Here is a 16,304-nt window from a genome sequence, read left to right as displayed (position 1 = left end):
AACAGGCCAGCGGCGACGCCGTCACGCCATCAATAGCGCCCGGCTGCCCCAGCCACCCGCAGGTAGACATAGGCCGCCCAGGCCACCAGCGCCCGGCTGAACATGGCACGCAAGCCCTGGCCCTGCAAATGGCGCTGGTCCACCTGACGCGAGACCTGCAAGGCCTGCTCGAACTCGGCTGCCAGAGCCCGCGAAAAATCAGCGTCACGGACGATGACATTGGCCTCCAGGTTGAGCAGCAGGGACAGCGGGTCGATGTTGGAGCTGCCCACCGTGGCCCAGCTCTCATCGACCACGCAGACCTTGGCATGCAAGAAGGCCGGCGTGTACTCGAAGATCTCGACGCCGTGGCCTAGAAGCTCGGTGTACAGCGCCTGCGCGGCCATGCCGGCCAACAGATAGTCAACCTTGCCCTGCAGCAGCAAACGCACCCGCACGCCACGCCGGGCGGCGTCGCGCAGGGCGCGGCGGAAGGCATGGCCGGGGTAGAAGTAGGGCGTGATCAGGTCCACCCGCTCGCGCGCGGCACGGATGGCGTCGATGTAGGCCCGCTCGATGGTGCGGCGTTGGCGCAGGTTGTCGCGCAGCACAAAGGCCGCGCAGACCGGCTCCAGCTCGGGCTGGGGCGCGGGTTCACCTTCACGCTGGCGGCGGCGCAGCCAGTGCGGGCGCGGCATGCGCAGGCCCTGAACCAGGCGCCGCAAGCGGGACAGCGGCTCGGGGCTGCGCACCAGGGCGCGCAGCTCCTCGCCAAAATCGCGGCCCAGCCAGGCCCGGGTCCAGACGGCGCGCGCGGCCTGCTCCATGGGCAGCACGGCGGGGCCATGCAGGGCCACGGCAAAGTCCAGGCGCGGCTGCTCGGTGGCGCCGTGATTCAGGTCCATGCGGTCGCCGATGATGTTGATGCCGCCGACAAAGCCCTGCTCGCCATCGACCACGCAGAGCTTCTGATGCAGACGGCGCAGCTGCCCCGGCTGCAGCCAGCTGTACCAGCGATCGATGGGGCGGAACACGGCCAGGGCCACGCCGCTGCCCTCCAGCTGGGCCTGCAGCCAGGCCAGCGAAGCCTTGCTGCCAAAGCCATCCACGACCACCCTTACCCGCACCCGCCGCGCGGCCGCAGCACGCAGCGCCGCCACCAGGGCCTGGCCGGCCTCGTCGTCATGAAAGATGTAGGTGGCCAGCCAGACCTCGCGCAAGGCACCGGCGATGGCCGCCGTCTGCAAGGGGAACAGTTCGTCGCCCCCGCGCAGCAGCTGCAGCTGATTGCCGCCGCTGAACTCGGGGCTGGGCTGGGCGTGCCAGGACAGCAGGGATTCTTGCTCGAGGCCTCCGGCCTCGTCGGCAGCAGGACGGCCGCTCACGCGCCCTCCAGCTCCAGCTCGGCCAGCAGAGGCAGGTGATCGGACATGCGCGCCCAGACCGGGCCTTTGGGCACCTGCATGCTCACGCAGCGCAGGCCGCGGGTGTAGATGCGATCGAGCGAGAAAAACGGCAGGCGCGATGGAAAGGTGGCGTAGCGCGATCGCCCCTGCGGTGCCACCGCGCGCTGCAGGCCGTGGGCACGCATGGGTGCATCCAGGCGCTCGCCCCAGTCGTTGAAATCGCCCGCCACCAGCAGCACCGCATTGGCCGGCACATGGTGCTGGATGAACTCGGCCAGGCGCTGCACCTGGCGCACGCGGCCGCTGTGCATCAGGCCCAGATGCGCCACCACGGTGTGCACCTCACGGCCCTGCCAGCGCACCGGCACATGGAGCAGGCCCCGCTGCTCGAAGCGGTGGTCCGACACATCATGGTGGCCGATGTCGCCGATGGGGAAGCGCGAGAGCAAGGCATTGCCATGCTCGCCATGCTTGGTCACCGCATTGGTGCGGTAGGCCACCTGGTAGCCATCGGGTGCGAGAAACTCGGCCTGGCCCTGATCGGGCCAGCCGAACCAGGTGTGATCGAACTGCTTGGCGTCACGGTGGTGAAAGTGCCGCACCTCTTGCAGAAACACCAGGTCGGCATCGAGCGCCTCGATGCCCAGGCCCAGGTTGTGGATCTCCAGGCGCTTTTGCGGCCCCATGCCGCGCACGCCTTTGTGGATGTTGTAGGTGGCCACGCGCAGGCGCGCCGCCGACGCCGAGGACGCCGCCGGGATTTCGTGCTGCACCGACTGGCTGAAGGCATTGCCTTTCATGTCAGCGCGACCACGAAGTTCGGCAACTGCAGCACCGCCTCGGCGTTGGACGGCGAGAAGCACAGATCGGCCGCCTCCTGCCAGGGCAGCCAGCGGTACTGCAGATGCTCGCGCGGGGCCAGGCGCACGGGCGTGCCGGCCGGCACGGTCAGGCCGAAGACATGCTCGGTGTTGCGGGTGACGCCGGGGGCATAACGGTGGCGCCAGACGGGGTAGATCTCGTACTCATTGGCCAGGCCCCAGTCGCGCAGCAGGCCCTGGCTGGCCTCGATGCCGGTTTCTTCCTGCACCTCGCGGCGTGCGGTCTCGGCGATTGGCTCGTCCAGCGCGTCCTTGGAGCCGGTCACGCATTGCCAGAAGCCGGGGCGGTCGGCCCGCTCCAGCATCAGGACCTGGAGCTCGGGGGTGTGGATCACCACCAACACGGATTCAGGGATTTTGTAGGGGCGGGTTTGCATCGCGATGGCGCTCATGCCGGCAAGCATAGCGGAGCAAGAAGTCCTCTTGCAGGCTCACACCGTCTTGGCCTCAGACCGAGCCAGGCTGCGCGCCGCACGCTGCATGGCCTGGGCCATGCGCTCGCGCAAGGCGGGCGGCTCCAGCACCTCGAACTCGACCTCCAGCACCAGCAGCCAGTACACCAAGGCATCGAGTGCATGGGCGCCGCACTGCAGCAGGCAGCGCTGCGCATCGCCGGCCATCGCCTCCAGCCGCGCGGCGGTGGCCGGGATGCGGGCGGCCATCTGGGCCAGGGGCGCGTGCAGCACCACCCTGGCCTGCTCGGCCTGCGGCGACAGCAGCAGGGAGCGGGTGACGTAGGCGCGCAGATCCCCACCCTCGGGGCCCAGGCGCGGCTTGAAATGCCCACCGACCTGGGCCGGGCCGGCGATGCGATCGAGGCGAAAAGTGCGCCAATCGCTGCGTGCGCGGTCCCACGCCACCAGATACCAGCGACTGCCGGTGTGGACCACGCCCTGTGGCTCGACCGAGCGCCTGCTGGACCCGCCCTTGGCATCCACGTAATCGAAATCGAGGCCCAGCTGATCGCGGCAAGCACCGGCCAGATCGGCCAGCAGGCTGGCATCGACACTGGGGCCCACGCCCTCCAGGGCTTGAACGGCCGAGCGCAGCGCGTCGGCGCGCCGGCGCAGCCGGGCCGGCATCAGCTGCTCGAGCTTGACCAGGGCCTGCAAGGCGGGCTCTTCGATGCCGCCCACCCGACCGGCAGCGGCTGTCCGCAAGGCGATCGCCACGGCCAGGGCCTCCTCGTCGTCGAGCTGCAGCGGCGGCAAAGTCTGCCCCGGGCGCAGGGCATAGCCGCCGGCCACCCCGCTGCTGGCCGCGACCGGATAGCCCAGCTCACGCAAGCGATCGATGTCTCGCCGCAGGGTGCGCGGGTGCACGGCCAGGCGCTCGGCCAGCTCAGGCCCGGCCCAGTGGCGGCGGGCCTGGAGCAGGGACAGCAGACGCAGCAGCCGCGATGAGGCACTCAACATCGGGCCACTGTAACGGTGATTGAGGGCCGAATCTGTCCGCAATGGTTTCTACAGTCGAGTCCGTCGTCGACAGGGTGTCGACGCCTCACAACAAGGAAGACTGACCATGTCCATCGTTCTGTACGGCTGCCCGATGAGCAGCGCCACCCCCGTCGCCTGTGCCCTGGCCGAGCTCGGCCTGCCGCACGAGCGGGTTCTGATCGACATCCGCAACGGCGCACAGCGGCACCCGGACTATCTGGCGCTGAACCCGAACGGCAAGGTGCCCACACTGACTGTCGATGGCGCGCCCATGTTCGAGGCCCTGGCCATCCAACTCTGGCTGGGTGAGACCTACGGGGTCGAACGCGGCTTGTGGCCGGCCGCCGGCAGCGCCGAACGCCTGCAGGCCCTGTCTTGGTGCACATGGGCCTATGTGAGCTACGGCTCGGTCTTGAATCGCCTGCACCGCGCCAGCTTCGGCGACCCGGCCTTGATCAGCCCGGTGCACGCCGAGGCCGCCCGCACCGAACTGGATGGGTTGCTGGCCCTGCTCGACCAGCGTCTGGCGCTGCGCCCCTGGATGCTGGGTGCGAGCTACTCGCTGGCCGACTTGCTGGTCGGCTCGGTGATCGGCTACAGCCTGCACCTCGGCGCACCGGTCAGCGAGCACCCCCATGTGCAAAGCTGGCTGAGCCAGGTGCAGGCACGGCCCGCTATGCAGGTGGATGCGGGCTGAAAGCGCACCGGGGCCTCGCTCAGCCCTTGTTGCCGGACTTGGTCGCCACCGGCGGCGGCAGGTCCTTGGCGGCCAGCTCGCGCACCTGCACGACCAGCTTGTTGTGCGCGTCGAGGAAGGCTGCAGCAATCACCTTGCCTTCGTTGCTGTTGGCCCAACCGGCGCCGCCGGCACCACCCAGCTTGCCCACCACCAGGCCGCCCATGCCGAGGTCGGTGACGCGCACCGAGCCGGTGGCGGCAGCGATCTGCTCGGTGGTTTCGTTGTCGGTCAGCAGCAGGGCCACCTGGGCCTCCTTGAGCTTGACCTGCTCGGCCGCGGCGACGAATTTGTTCAGCACCGGGATCTGCGCCATCAGGCCGCCGACCTCGCGGCCGGCGTTCTGCTCGCTGAAGCTCAGGCTGGGGGTCAGGCTGTACTGGGCCTCATAGCCCTTGCCCTTGTGCACCGTGCTGCCCTGCTGGCGCAGGATGCCGGCGTCCTTGAGCTCCTGCTCCTTGATGGTGGCCTTAAGGCCGGCCGCGCGGTCCACCACGCGGAAGCAGCCGCTTTGCTGGGCCAGCAGGCGGATCAGGGGCACGGGCGAGCTGGGCAGGTTGTAGCTGCTGGACACGGTGTAGCCATTGCTGTTTTCCACCAGGGCCAGCGTGGCCACGGGGGCATCGCACTTCATCAGCTCACGGTGTGCTTGGTGGGCACCGGCGGCGCCGGCCGAGCCGGTGATCTCCGAGCTGCCCTCGCCCAGGGTCGCGCCTTGCTTGCCGCAGGCCGCCAGCATCAGGGCCAGGGCGATGAGTGCGCCCGAGCGGGTCGCGTGCGGTGTACTGGTGTTCTTCAAAGACAACATCTGCTGACACTCCCTACGTTTGGTAACAGACCAAGAAAAAGGGCAGCCGAAGCTGCCCTATTGTGATGCCGGTGTGCTGCGCATCAAGCGCCGGCTGCACCCGAAGCCGCTGCGGCATTGCGCAGGCGGATGTGCAGCTCGCGCAGCTGCTTCTCGTCCACACTGCTTGGTGCGCCGGTCAGCAGACACTGGGCACGCTGGGTCTTGGGGAAGGCGATCACGTCGCGGATGGACTCGGCCTTGGTCATCATGGTGACGATGCGGTCCAGACCGAAGGCCAGGCCGCCGTGCGGCGGGGCGCCGTACTGCAGCGCTTCCAGCAGGAAGCCGAACTTGACCTGCGCATCTTCCTTGCTGATCTTGAGCGCGTCGAAGACCTTGCTCTGCACTTCCGCGCGGTGGATACGGATGGAGCCACCACCCAGTTCCCAGCCGTTCAGCACCATGTCGTAGGCCTTGGCGATGCAGGCACCGGGGTCGGTGACCATCAGGTCTTCATGGCCGTCCTTGGGCGCGGTGAAGGGATGGTGCACGGCCGCCCAGCGGTCGTTCTCTTCGTCGTGCTCGAACATCGGGAAGTCCACCACCCACAGCGGAGCCCAGCGGTCTTCGAACAGGCCGTTGGCCTTGCCGAATTCGCTGTGGCCCACCTTCAGGCGCAGAGCACCGATGGCGTCGTTGACGATCTTGGCCTTGTCGGCGCCGAAGAAGATCAGGTCGCCATCCTGCGCGCCGGTGCGCGAGAGGATGTCGGCCACGGCCTTGTCATGCAGGTTCTTGACGATGGGCGACTGCAGGCCTTCGCGGCCCTTGGCCACTTCATTGACCTTGATCCAGGCCAGGCCCTTGGCGCCGTAGATCTTGACGAACTCGGTGTAAGCGTCGATCTCGCCGCGGCTGATCGAGGCACCGCCGGGCACGCGCAGGGCGACGACGCGGCCGCCCTTGGTGGTGGCGGGGGTCGAGAAGACCTTGAAGTCCACATCGCCCATCACATCGGTCAGTTCCGTGAACTGCAGCTTGACGCGCAGATCGGGCTTGTCCGAACCGTAGAGATGCATGGCATCGGCGTACTTCATCACCGGGTAGGTGCCCAGGTCCACATTCAGCGCCTTCATGAAGACGTGGCGGATCATGCCTTCGAACATGTCACGGATTTCCTGTTCGCTCAGGAAGCTCGTTTCAATATCGATCTGGGTGAATTCGGGCTGGCGATCGGCACGCAGGTCTTCGTCGCGGAAGCACTTGGTGATCTGGTAGTAGCGGTCGTAGCCAGCCACCATCAGCAGCTGCTTGAACAGCTGGGGCGATTGCGGCAGCGCGAAGAACTGGCCGTCGTGCACGCGGCTGGGCACCAGGTAGTCGCGCGCGCCTTCGGGCGTGCTCTTGGTCAGCATCGGCGTTTCGATGTCGATGAAGCCATGCTCGTCCAGGAACTTGCGCGCTTCCATGGCCACGCGGTAGCGCAGCATCAGGTTGTTCTGCATGTAAGGGCGACGCAGGTCCAGCACGCGGTGGGTCAGGCGCGTGGTTTCGGACAGGTTCTCGTCGTCCATCTGGAACGGGGGCGTCACGGAGGGGTTCAGCACTTCCAGCTCATGGCAGAGCACTTCGATCTTGCCGCTGGTCAGGTTGTTGTTCTCGGTGCCGGCGGGGCGCAGGCGCACCTTGCCCACGACCTTGAGGCAGAACTCGTTGCGCACCTCTTCGGCCACCTTGAACATGTCGGCGCGATCGGGGTCGCAGACGACTTGCACCAGGCCTTCGCGGTCGCGCAGGTCGATGAAGATGACGCCGCCGTGGTCGCGGCGACGGTGGGCCCAGCCCATCAGGGTGACGGTCTGGTCTTGCAGCTTCTCGCTGACTTGGCCGGCGTAACAGGTTCTCATTGCGGGTTCACTCCAAAATTTCGTCGATTCGGGCGGCGGCACCGGCGGTCGGTGCCGGCACGGCCCACAGGGTTCGGTACAGGTCTTTGATGCGGGGGGAGGCGCTGAGGGGCTGCGTCCAAAGCCCTCAGGGTTGAGCGCATGCCAAGGCGCTCAACCCGGCTGATTTCGAGCCGGGCCTTCGTCCCCGGCGCTCTCGCCTTCCGGCGCCACCACACCCATGGAGATGATGTGCTTGAGCGCGGCATCCACGCTCATCTTGAGCGGCCGCACCTGGCTGCGCGGCATCATCAGGAAAAAGCCCGAGGTCGGGTTGGGCGTGGTCGGCACGTAGAGGCTGACATGCTCGTCCCCCAGGGCCTCGGCCACCTCGCCGCCCGGCTTGCCGGTGACGAAGGCAATGGTCCAGCTGCCCTGGTGCGGATACTGCACCAGCACGGCTTCGCGGAAGGCGTTGCCGCTGCTGGAGAACAGCGTGTCGGACACCTGCTTGACCGAGCTGTAGATGCTCTTGACGATGGGGATGTTGGACAGCAGGCGGTCCCACTGGCGCAGCCACCACTGGCCGAAGATATTGGCCACGAACACGCCCGTCAGCAACATGCCGCCGACCAAGATCACCAGGCCCAGACCCGGGATGTGGCGCAGGCCGTCGATGCTCTCGTGCAGCGAGGCCGGTGCCACCGCCTGCAGGGCGGTCAGCATGGAGGCGAACACCCCGTTGATGATGCCCAGCACCCACAACAGCACCCAGATGGTGATGGCCAGAGGCAGCCAGACCAGGAGGCCGGTGACGATGTACTTTTTCACAGGGGTCCTATTCGGGGGCTCGGTGGGCGTGGGCTGGAGGGTGATGTCGGGAAGCGGGTTCAAACGAGAGGCTCAATGGCAGGCACAGGAGCCGCCGCAGGCAGCCGGCGCGGCAGCGGCACTGCTGCCGCCGCTGTCTGCGCCAGAGCTGGTAGAAGCGGCAGAGCTGGCCTCGGGCGTGGACGCGACGGCGCCACCCGTGGCGGCGGCGGCGCTACCGCCACCCTTGAAATCGGTGGCATACCAGCCCGAGCCCTTGAGCTGGAAGCCGGCGGCGGTGACTTGTTTCTGGAAAGCTTCTGCGCCGCAATGCGGGCAGGTGCTCAGCGGTGCATCGGACAGCTTTTGCAGCACGTCTTTGGCGTGACCGCATTCGGCGCAGCGGTAAGCGTAGATCGGCATGGTCTAAACCGTTGATTCAAAACCGTAAATTATAGGGGGCCGGCTTCGGGCCAGCCGCAGGGCCGCTCAGGCCGGCTGGCCTGGCTCCAGACCCGCCAGCTTGTGGTGCGAGGCGTGCACATTCTTGATCGCCTGCGGACCCAGCGAACCGATCAACATGCCAAGCACCGCGGCCAGCACACCGGCCAGCTGGGCCGGCATCTGCTCACCGGCGGGTGTCGCCTCGAACAACAACCAGCTCAGCACCCCCAGGACGATGGCAAAAATCGCACCCTGGGTGGTCGCCCGCTTCCAGTACAGGCCAAACACCAGGGGCACGAACGCGCCCACCAGGGTGACCTTGTAGGCGGCCGTCACCAGCTCGAAGATGGGCGTGCCCTGCAGCATGATGGCGTAGGTGCAGACGCAGACACTGAAAACCAGGGTGGCGATGCGCATGGTGCGCAGTTCCTGCTTGTCCGAAACACGCGGAAAGAACTGGCGCCAGATGTTCTCGACAAAGGTCACCGAAGGCGCCAGCAGGGTGGCCGAAGCGGTGGACTTGAGGGCCGAGAGCAGCGCACCGAAGAACACCACCTGCATCACAAAAGGCATCTTGTCCATGACCAGGGTCGGGATGACTTTCTGCGAGTCTTCCTTGATCAGCTGCTCGGCCTGCTCCGGCATGATGATCAGGGCGCTGACCACGATGAACATGGGCACGAAGGCAAACACGATATAGCTGGCACCACCGATGATGGAGCCGCGCACGGCGGATTTCTCGTCCTTGGCCGACATCACGCGCTGGAACACGTCCTGCTGAGGGATCGAGCCCAACATCATGGTGATGGCGCTGCCGATGAAGAACAGCCAGTCGTGCAGGCTGGGCGGCGGCAGAAAGCGGAACAGGTCCTTGCTGACGGCCAAATCGACCACCTTGCCGGCGCCGCCGGCCATATCGGCCGCGAACCAGGCAATCAGGCTCAGGCCCAGCACCAGGATGATCATCTGGATGAAATCGGTCACCGCCACCGACCACATGCCGCCGAACAAGGTGTAAGCCAGGATGGATGCTGTGCCCAGGGCCATGCCCATGGCTACGCTGATCGCGCCGCCCGACAGCAGGTTGAACACCAGCCCCAGAGCCGTGACCTGCGCCGCCACCCAGCCCAGATAGGACAGGATGATGATGAAGGAGCACACCACCTCGACCACGCGGCCGTAGCGCTCGCGGTAGTAGTCGCTGATGGTCAGCAAGGTCATCTTGTAGAGCTTGCCGGCAAAGAAGAGGCCCACCAGGATGAGGCAGAAGCCGGCGCCAAAGGGGTCTTCCACCACGCCGCCGAGCCCGCCCTCGACAAACTTGGCCGGAATGCCCAGCACCGTCTCGGCGCCGAACCAGGTGGCAAAGGTCGTGGTGATGACCATGGCCAGCGGCAGGTGGCGCCCAGCGATGGCAAAGTCCGCGGTGTTCTTGACCCGCTTGGCTGCCCACAAGCCAATGGCGATGGTGACCAGGAGATAGGCAAAGACCAGAGTCAGGAGCATGGTGTCAGGCCGTGAAGCGATGGTGGGGTGGACAAAACGCGGCGGATTATCTCTGCAATGAAGTCCCCCGCGACAGCGCGGGTTTCACCCCAGACCCTCTGTTCCTGGGGGATGGCGCGGACTTAGAGAGTTGAGCCTAGGCCTGGCGCCTGGGCCAGGCCGCCGCCGGCATCCAGGGTTCGATTTGCCGGGGCGATGCGCGGCAGCAGCAGTTCGAACTGGGCACCCTGCCCCGGCACGCTGCTGACCGTGATCTCGCCGCCCAGCATGGAGCGCACGATGGTGTAGCACAGATGCAGGCCCAGACCGCTGCCGCCATTGCCGAGCTTGGTGGTGAAGAAGGGATCGAAAACGCGCGAGAGGTGCTCGGGGGCAATGCCCCGGCCGTTGTCACGGAAGCGCAGGCGCACCCGCTCGGCATCGACCGCCGCCGCCTCGATTTGCATCAGGCCGTTCTGCCGGCCTTCGAAGCCGTGGATGATGGCGTTCAGCACCAGATTGCTGAGCACCTGGCCCAGGGGGCCGGGATAACTGTCCAGGCTCAGGCCCGGCTCGACCTGGATCTGCAGCTGGTGGCCGTCCTTGCGCAGGCGGTTGATCAGGCTGAGCTGCACCTCTTCACACAGCTGCTGCAGCTCGAATTGGCGGCGTCGCTCCGAGGTCTGGTCCACCGCCAGCTGCTTGAAACTGGACACCAGGCTGGCGGCGCTGGCCAGGCCGCGCACCAGCAGGCCGGCGCTGGCCTCGGCCGTGTCGCAGAAGGCTTGCAGCTCGGAGCGGCGGAGTTGCCCGGCGGCCAGCAAGGCCTTGAACTCGCGCGTGCCGTCCTGCAGCGTGCTGGCCGCCAGCAGGCTGTTGCCCAGCGGCGTGTTCAGCTCGTGGGCCACGCCGGCCACCAGCGAGCCCAGCGAGGCGAGCTTCTCCTGCTCGAAGAGCTGAGCCTGGGTGCGACGCAGCTGGGCGTAGGCGTCGGCATTGTCCAGCGCCACGGCGGCGTAGGCAGCCAAGGCCTGGAGCAGATCCAGATCGGTCTGGCGGTAGGCATCGACCTGGTCGCTGAGCACACAGATCAAGCCCTTGACCTGACCCTTGATGCGCAGCGGCACGTAAAGGCCGGAGCGGGCGCGGGTGGGCTCCTCGCCGCTGGCCAGGCACAGCACCTGTCCAGGCCCGAGCGCGGGGTCGTACTGGCCGCCCAGCCCGTCGGCATCAATCAGACGGTTGTCACGCAGGATCTCGCGCTCCCACTGCGGTTCGCCTTGCACGATGCAGCGCACGGCCGGCTGCTCGGGGTGGTCCAGACTGCGGCGGTAGGGCTGCAGCGGCCGGCCGCGATCGATCACAAAGTCGAAGGCCACCACGGCCTCTTCCCTGCGCAACAAGCCGACGCCAAAGATCAGGGCCGGCATCAGCGATTCGACTTGACGGTACAGGGCCTGCTGCACCGCGGCCAGATCCAGCGAGGCGGTGAGTTCGCGGCCGATGTCGCTGACCGTGGCAATCTGCTGCCGCTGGGCCCGCACCTGGGCCGTGCGCAGCTCGACCTGACGCTCCAGCTCCAGCTGCACCCGGCGCAGCCGGCGCAGGCGCAGTTGCCAGGCCGCAGCCAGACTCAGCACCAGCAGCGCCAGCAAGAGCAGGCGCACGCTCAGGCTGCGCCACCAGGGCGGCTGCACCTCAATGGCCAGCAACTGCCGCGGCTCCCCCCACACCCCATCAGGATTGGCGGCCCGCGCCAGCAGGCGGTAGCGACCGGCATCAAGGTTGGTGTAGGTGGCCAGCCCCTCGCCATCGGGGCCCTGGATCCAGTCCTGATCAAAGCCTTCGAGCTTCCAGGCATAGCGCAGACGGCCGGCATTGAAGAAATGCTGGGCACGCAGATCAAAGCTGACCATGGCCTCTCGGTGGCTCAAGCGCAGCTGCTCGGCCTGAGCCAAGGGGCCGCTGACCCCCAGCGCAGCGAGGCTGCTGGCGGCCTCGTCGGCACGTTGCACAGCCTGGCTCGGGTCCAGCAGGGAACGATTGAAGATGCGCACATCGGCCAGCACCACCGGCGGCGCCACTGGGTTGTCGCGCAGCTCGCTGGGTTTGAAGCGCAGCAGGCCTTCCCCACCATACAGCAGCTGGCCGGCGACTCCCTGGCTGCTGCCACCCTGGGCAAAGTTGCCACGGAAATGACCGCTGCGCGAGGGGTAGTGGCGCAGACTGCGTCGCTCCGGGTCGAGGCGGCTGAGGCCATCGGGGCTGGCGAACCAGAGCGCGTCATCTTCGGCCAGCTCCAGGCTATGGGCCCAGCCCTTGGGCATGCCCGCCAGGCGGCGCCAGGACTTGAGCTGCCAGACGCCCGCCTCGCTCTGCAGCAGTTCGTACAGACCCAGCTGGGTTCCGGCCCAGATGCGCCCCTGCCGGTCCTGACGCAGGGCGTAGATGGCCAGCTCCGAAGGCTGAGGCATGTCCAGGCTGGCTCGCACCGGTTGGCTGAAACGCTGCTGCGCCGCATCCCAGAGCTGCAGCCCGCCCTTGCTGCCCAGCCACAAACGGCCGTCACGATCGGACAACAGGCAGTCGATGACCTCGTTGCTGAGGCTGCCGGGCCGGCCGCCGTCGCGGCGGAAGCGGGTCAGGCGGCCATCGTTGCCAAAACGGTAGGCGCCGGCAGCGCTGGCCGCCCACAGCTGTCCCTGGGCATCGTGGGCCAGCGCCGCGATGGACATGCCGCCCCCCAGGCGCTCGCCCAAGTCGATGCGTCGGGCCTGGCGGCTTTTCAAATCAAGCAGAAACAGGCCGTCGTCACCGCCCACCCAAAGCCCACGCTCAGGCTGCAGCAGCAAGGCCTTGAGGTAACGCATGGGCAGTTGCTCCGGCCGGATACGCTCGGCCTCGCCGCTGGAGAGCTGCAGCCGGTTCAGGCCGCCGCCGTAGCTGGCCACCCAGGCATGGTCGGCGCCATCGGCCACCACCGCCATGACGCTGTCGCTGGACAGGCTGCTGGCATCGCCGACCACCGAGCGGTAGGCGCGAAAGCCGCCGCTGCGCAAATCCGCCAAGGAAATACCCCAACCCCAGGTGCCCACCCACAGCACGCCGCTGCGGTCCTGAAACAGGGCCGAGATGGCATTGCTAAACACGCTGTCGGGCAAGGCCGGGTGGTGCATATGGGACTCGAACTGCACGCTGCCGGGTCGCCAATGCCAGAGCCCGGCATTGCCGGTGCCCACCCAGATGCCATCGTCCTGATCGCGGTACAAGGTGTGAACCAGACTGGGCGGCAAGCCCCAGCGCGCGGGCAAGTCCAGCACTTCGCCGCTGCGTGTGTCGATCATCTGCACGCCGGCATTGGTGCCCAGCCAGGCACGCTGCTGGGCGTCGATCACGAGGCTGCGCACGCCGGGCTCGCTGGCTCCAAAGCTGCCCAAGGGCCAGCGCTGCTGCAGGCGGCCCTGGGCATCAAGATGCATCAGGTGACGCCCAGCGACCACCCACACGCCCTGGGCACCGTCGCTGACCATGGCGGCCATGCCGGCCTTGCGGCCAGGCACCAGAGGCTCCAACGGCGGCAAACCCACCGTTTCGAACGCGCGCCGCTGTGGATCGAAATGCAGCAGGTCCAAGCCGGTCAAGACCCAGACGCGCCCGTCCTTCGCCGACTGCAGGCCCAGCACATAGCGCTCGCGCATATGCCGCTCGCCCGGCAGGCCATGCCGGCGCAGGGTTTCGCTGCGCAGGTCCATCTCGTCCAGGCCTCGCTCGGTACCGATCAGTAAGCGCTCGCCAGGCAACAACAAAAGACTGCGCACGGCCGGGTGGCTCAAGGAGTGGGCATCAGCCGGCTCGGAGCCAAAGGGCTGGGCGGCCCGGCCGTCAAAACGATACAGGCCGGCGCTGGTGCCCAACCACATCAGGCCGCGCGCATCCTGCTGGGCGCTGTACAGGATGGCCTGCAGCCCCGCCCGCTCGGCCGCCAGCTGCTCGAAACGCAGGTTCTGCAGGCCGCTGCCCGCCTGCGCCACCGCGCAGCAGGCCCAAGCCCAGACCAGGCACCAGCCACGAAACCGGCCGAGCCCTCGGCCGGCCCTGGCGAACAGGAGCCATGCGGCAAAAAAACGGTGAGAGCCCAGGCGCAAGCGCATGCGCCCCAGCCTACCCGAATCGCGCGCCTCGCCCCACCGGTCTGTCCCTAGGGCGACACAGCAGAAGCGAGGGGATCAAAGCCAGTGCCAGCGCAGCAGGATCTGTGTGGCCAGCAGGCCCAGGGTGAAGCCCACCGCACCGTAAAGCAAAGCCTGCAGGAGGCGGTTGGTGCGGCGCTGCTCGCGCAGCAAGGCCTCGAGCGCGCGCGAATCCGGGCCCGTGGCCTGGCGCTTGAGCGCATCATGCAGCAGGCGCGGCAGCTCGGGGAAGAGCTGGGCATAGCGAGGCGCCTCTTTCTTGACCTGGTTGATCAGGGCGCGCCAGCCGACCTGCTCGTTCATCCAGCGCTCGAGAAAGGGCTTGGCGGTGGCCCAGAGATCGAGCTCGGGGTCCAGCTGACGACCCAGGCCCTCGACATTGAGCAAGGTCTTTTGCAGCAGCACCAGCTGGGGCTGGATCTCGACATTGAAGCGGCGCGAGGTCTGGAACAGGCGCATCAAGACCTGACCCAAGGAGATGTCCTTGAGCGGCCGGTCGAAATGAGGCTCGCAGACCGCGCGCACCGCACCTTCAAGCTCATCCACCCGAGTCTCCGGCGGCACCCAGCCCGAGGCGATGTGCAACTCGGCCACGCGCTTGTAGTCGCGCTGGAAGAAGGCGATGAAGTTCTGCGCCAAGTACTCTTTATCGACCTCGGTCAGGGTGCCGATGATGCCAAAGTCCAGGGCCACATAACGGCCGAAGGTGGCGGGATCGAGGCTGACCTGGATATTGCCCGGGTGCATGTCGGCATGGAAAAAGCCATCGCGGAACACCTGGGTGAAGAAGATGGTGACACCGTCGCGCGCCAGCTTCGGGATGTCGATGCCGGCCTGCTTGAGACGATCGAGTTGCGAGATCGGCACGCCCTTCATGCGCTCCATCACGATCACCTCGGTGCTGCACATGTCCCAGTGCATCTCGGGCACCATGATCAGGTCCAGGCCGGCCATATTGCGGCGCAGCTGGGCGGCGTTGGCGGCTTCGCGCACCAGGTCCAGCTCGTCGTGCAGATAGGTGTCGAACTCGGCCACCACCTCGCGCGGCTTCAGGCGCCGGCCATCGGCCGAGAAGCGCTCGACCCAACCGGCCAGGGTGCGCAGCAAGGCGATGTCGTCGTCGATGGTGTCCAGCATGCCGGGACGCAGCACCTTGACCGCCACCTCGCGCCCGTCTTTCAGCGTGGCGAAGTGGACCTGAGCGATCGAGGCGCTGGCCACCGGCTCGGCATCAAAGCTGCCAAACAGCTCCTCGACCGGCTTGCCAAAGGCCTTTTCGACCAGGGCGCGCGACTCGGCGGCCGGGAATGGTGGCACGCGGTCCTGCAGCTTGGACAACTCTTCCACCAGGTCGGGAGGCAGCAGATCGCGTCGGGTGGACAGCACCTGGCCAAACTTGACGAAGATGGGCCCCAGGTGCTCCAGGGCCAAGCGCAGGCGCACGCCGCGTGGCTGGTCCCAGCTACGCCCCAGCGACACCGTGCGGCGCAGCAGCTGGAAACGACGGCGGCGCAAGCCCGACAGGGCCAGATCATCGAGGCCGAAGCGAAGAATCGTCCAGACGATGACGAACAGCCGGGCGAAGTACCTCATGCGCCGGCGCGACCCGCGGCCATACCTCGCACACCCGCTGCCAGACCGGCCAGCGCCGAAGACACTGCGCGGCCGCAACGGGCCAGCTGATGGGCGGCCACCGGGCCGATCACCGCGGCCAGGTCGTCTTCCACATCCCAGCGCAGGTTCTCGATCAGCCAATTCATGGCGCCGGCGAAAGCCGCGTCGCCCTGCACATGGACCTGGGGCTTCTGGCCGGTCAGCGAACCCAGAGCCAGCAAGGCCGGGTTGCCGGCATCGATCTCGATGCGCAAGGCACCATCGGGCGCCTGCTCAAGGCGTTCAAACAAGCCCGCAGGCGTCACACCCAGCGCCAAATCGGGCGCCTTGGGCAGCAAAGCCGGCCAGTTCTGCAGATGCAACACCAGCGCGCGGCCGGCAAAAGGCTGCAAGCGCCCCGTGGCCAGGGCCTCGCGGCTGATGACATGATTGAGCAACAAGACCATGCGATCCTGTGCGGCCGGTGCAAACATGGCGGTCCATTCTTCTAGCATGGCGCGGATTGTAGGGAGTCGCCGCGTGGCACAGCGGACCTAGGGGGAAGCGGGGGGAATTACCCCTGGAGAACTGAGAGAGAATCCCTGTTCATATTTTCCTCAGATGGAGGGGCGCTCGGGCATGTCGAGAGTCTGCAGGGTCGATTCACG

At 67.1% G+C, this 16,304-nt stretch carries 13 protein-coding genes; 1 reads left to right on the top strand and 12 read right to left on the bottom strand.

Annotated elements, in window-relative coordinates:
* Positions 1-29: 29 nt before the first annotated feature.
* From clsB to OOB33_RS11120, 4 genes are all read right to left on the bottom strand, one after another.
* A complete protein-coding gene (gene clsB, locus OOB33_RS11135; protein WP_271008723.1) occupies positions 30-1,364 on the bottom strand; it encodes a cardiolipin synthase ClsB in 1,335 nt (444 codons plus the stop codon).
* A complete protein-coding gene (locus tag OOB33_RS11130) occupies positions 1,361-2,071 on the bottom strand; it encodes an endonuclease/exonuclease/phosphatase family protein (protein WP_223696587.1) in 711 nt (236 codons plus the stop codon). Before OOB33_RS11130 ends, clsB begins: the two co-directional genes overlap by 4 nt.
* Positions 2,072-2,181: 110 nt before the next feature.
* The gene (gene nudB, locus OOB33_RS11125; RefSeq protein WP_271008722.1) at positions 2,182-2,658 is read right to left on the bottom strand and encodes a dihydroneopterin triphosphate diphosphatase; all 477 of its coding nucleotides are present in this window, start codon (positions 2,656-2,658) and stop codon (positions 2,182-2,184) included.
* A gap of 39 nt (positions 2,659-2,697) precedes the next feature.
* Positions 2,698-3,681, bottom strand: coding sequence for a helix-turn-helix transcriptional regulator (locus OOB33_RS11120; RefSeq protein WP_271008721.1), 984 nt, complete (start codon positions 3,679-3,681; stop codon positions 2,698-2,700).
* A gap of 106 nt (positions 3,682-3,787) precedes the next feature.
* On the opposite strand from OOB33_RS11120, the gene OOB33_RS11115 reads away from it, so the two are divergent.
* Positions 3,788-4,399 carry a glutathione S-transferase family protein gene (locus tag OOB33_RS11115; RefSeq protein ID WP_271008720.1) on the top strand — a complete coding sequence of 204 codons (612 nt, stop codon included), beginning with the start codon at positions 3,788-3,790 and terminating at the stop codon, positions 4,397-4,399.
* A 19-nt stretch (positions 4,400-4,418) separates the two neighbouring features.
* Here the strand turns inward: OOB33_RS11115 and OOB33_RS11110 are convergent, their stop codons facing one another.
* The 8 genes from OOB33_RS11110 to OOB33_RS11075 all read right to left on the bottom strand — a co-directional run bounded on the left by OOB33_RS11110 (position 4,419) and on the right by OOB33_RS11075 (position 16,151).
* Positions 4,419-5,246, bottom strand: a complete 828-nt coding sequence (locus tag OOB33_RS11110) for a CsgG/HfaB family protein (protein WP_271008719.1) — start codon at positions 5,244-5,246, stop codon at positions 4,419-4,421.
* A gap of 83 nt (positions 5,247-5,329) precedes the next feature.
* Positions 5,330-7,135, bottom strand: coding sequence for an aspartate--tRNA ligase (gene aspS, locus OOB33_RS11105; protein ID WP_271008718.1), 1,806 nt, complete (start codon positions 7,133-7,135; stop codon positions 5,330-5,332).
* Between the two features lie 153 nt (positions 7,136-7,288).
* Positions 7,289-7,945, bottom strand: a complete 657-nt coding sequence (locus tag OOB33_RS11100; protein WP_102767552.1) for a DUF502 domain-containing protein — start codon at positions 7,943-7,945, stop codon at positions 7,289-7,291.
* A gap of 72 nt (positions 7,946-8,017) precedes the next feature.
* Entirely contained in the window at positions 8,018-8,347 is a 330-nt protein-coding gene (locus OOB33_RS11095; RefSeq protein WP_271008717.1) for an FmdB family zinc ribbon protein, read from the bottom strand.
* A gap of 66 nt (positions 8,348-8,413) precedes the next feature.
* Positions 8,414-9,874 carry a sodium:solute symporter family protein gene (locus OOB33_RS11090; RefSeq protein ID WP_102767554.1) on the bottom strand — a complete coding sequence of 487 codons (1,461 nt, stop codon included), beginning with the start codon at positions 9,872-9,874 and terminating at the stop codon, positions 8,414-8,416.
* A 122-nt stretch (positions 9,875-9,996) separates the two neighbouring features.
* Entirely contained in the window at positions 9,997-14,004 is a 4,008-nt protein-coding gene (locus OOB33_RS11085; protein WP_271008716.1) for a sensor histidine kinase, read from the bottom strand.
* Between the two features lie 75 nt (positions 14,005-14,079).
* Positions 14,080-15,636, bottom strand: coding sequence for a ubiquinone biosynthesis regulatory protein kinase UbiB (gene ubiB, locus OOB33_RS11080; protein WP_271008715.1), 1,557 nt, complete (start codon positions 15,634-15,636; stop codon positions 14,080-14,082).
* Positions 15,633-16,151 carry a hypothetical protein gene (locus OOB33_RS11075; RefSeq protein ID WP_102767557.1) on the bottom strand — a complete coding sequence of 173 codons (519 nt, stop codon included), beginning with the start codon at positions 16,149-16,151 and terminating at the stop codon, positions 15,633-15,635. Before OOB33_RS11075 ends, ubiB begins: the two co-directional genes overlap by 4 nt.
* Positions 16,152-16,304: the final 153 nt, after the last annotated feature.

Origin of the sequence: Paucibacter sp. B51 (assembly GCF_027863535.1) — a bacterium.
Taxonomy (GTDB): Bacteria; Pseudomonadota; Gammaproteobacteria; order Burkholderiales; family Burkholderiaceae_C; genus Paucibacter_A; species Paucibacter_A aquatilis.
Note: the sequence above shows the minus strand (reverse complement) of the source record. Positions and strands in the feature narration are given on the sequence as shown.

Coding starts and splice junctions, on each gene's coding strand:
- OOB33_RS11130 (WP_223696587.1), bottom strand. CDS start 2,071: ATGGGGCCGCAAAAGCGCCTGGAGATCCACAACCTGGGCCTGGGCATC.
- nudB (WP_271008722.1), bottom strand. CDS start 2,658: ATGAGCGCCATCGCGATGCAAACCCGCCCCTACAAAATCCCTGAATCC.
- OOB33_RS11120 (WP_271008721.1), bottom strand. CDS start 3,681: ATGTTGAGTGCCTCATCGCGGCTGCTGCGTCTGCTGTCCCTGCTCCAG.
- OOB33_RS11115 (WP_271008720.1), top strand. CDS start 3,788: ATGTCCATCGTTCTGTACGGCTGCCCGATGAGCAGCGCCACCCCCGTC.
- OOB33_RS11110 (WP_271008719.1), bottom strand. CDS start 5,246: ATGTTGTCTTTGAAGAACACCAGTACACCGCACGCGACCCGCTCGGGC.
- aspS (WP_271008718.1), bottom strand. CDS start 7,135: ATGAGAACCTGTTACGCCGGCCAAGTCAGCGAGAAGCTGCAAGACCAG.
- OOB33_RS11095 (WP_271008717.1), bottom strand. CDS start 8,347: ATGCCGATCTACGCTTACCGCTGCGCCGAATGCGGTCACGCCAAAGAC.
- OOB33_RS11090 (WP_102767554.1), bottom strand. CDS start 9,874: ATGCTCCTGACTCTGGTCTTTGCCTATCTCCTGGTCACCATCGCCATT.
- OOB33_RS11085 (WP_271008716.1), bottom strand. CDS start 14,004: ATGCGCTTGCGCCTGGGCTCTCACCGTTTTTTTGCCGCATGGCTCCTG.
- ubiB (WP_271008715.1), bottom strand. CDS start 15,636: ATGAGGTACTTCGCCCGGCTGTTCGTCATCGTCTGGACGATTCTTCGC.
- OOB33_RS11075 (WP_102767557.1), bottom strand. CDS start 16,151: ATGCTAGAAGAATGGACCGCCATGTTTGCACCGGCCGCACAGGATCGC.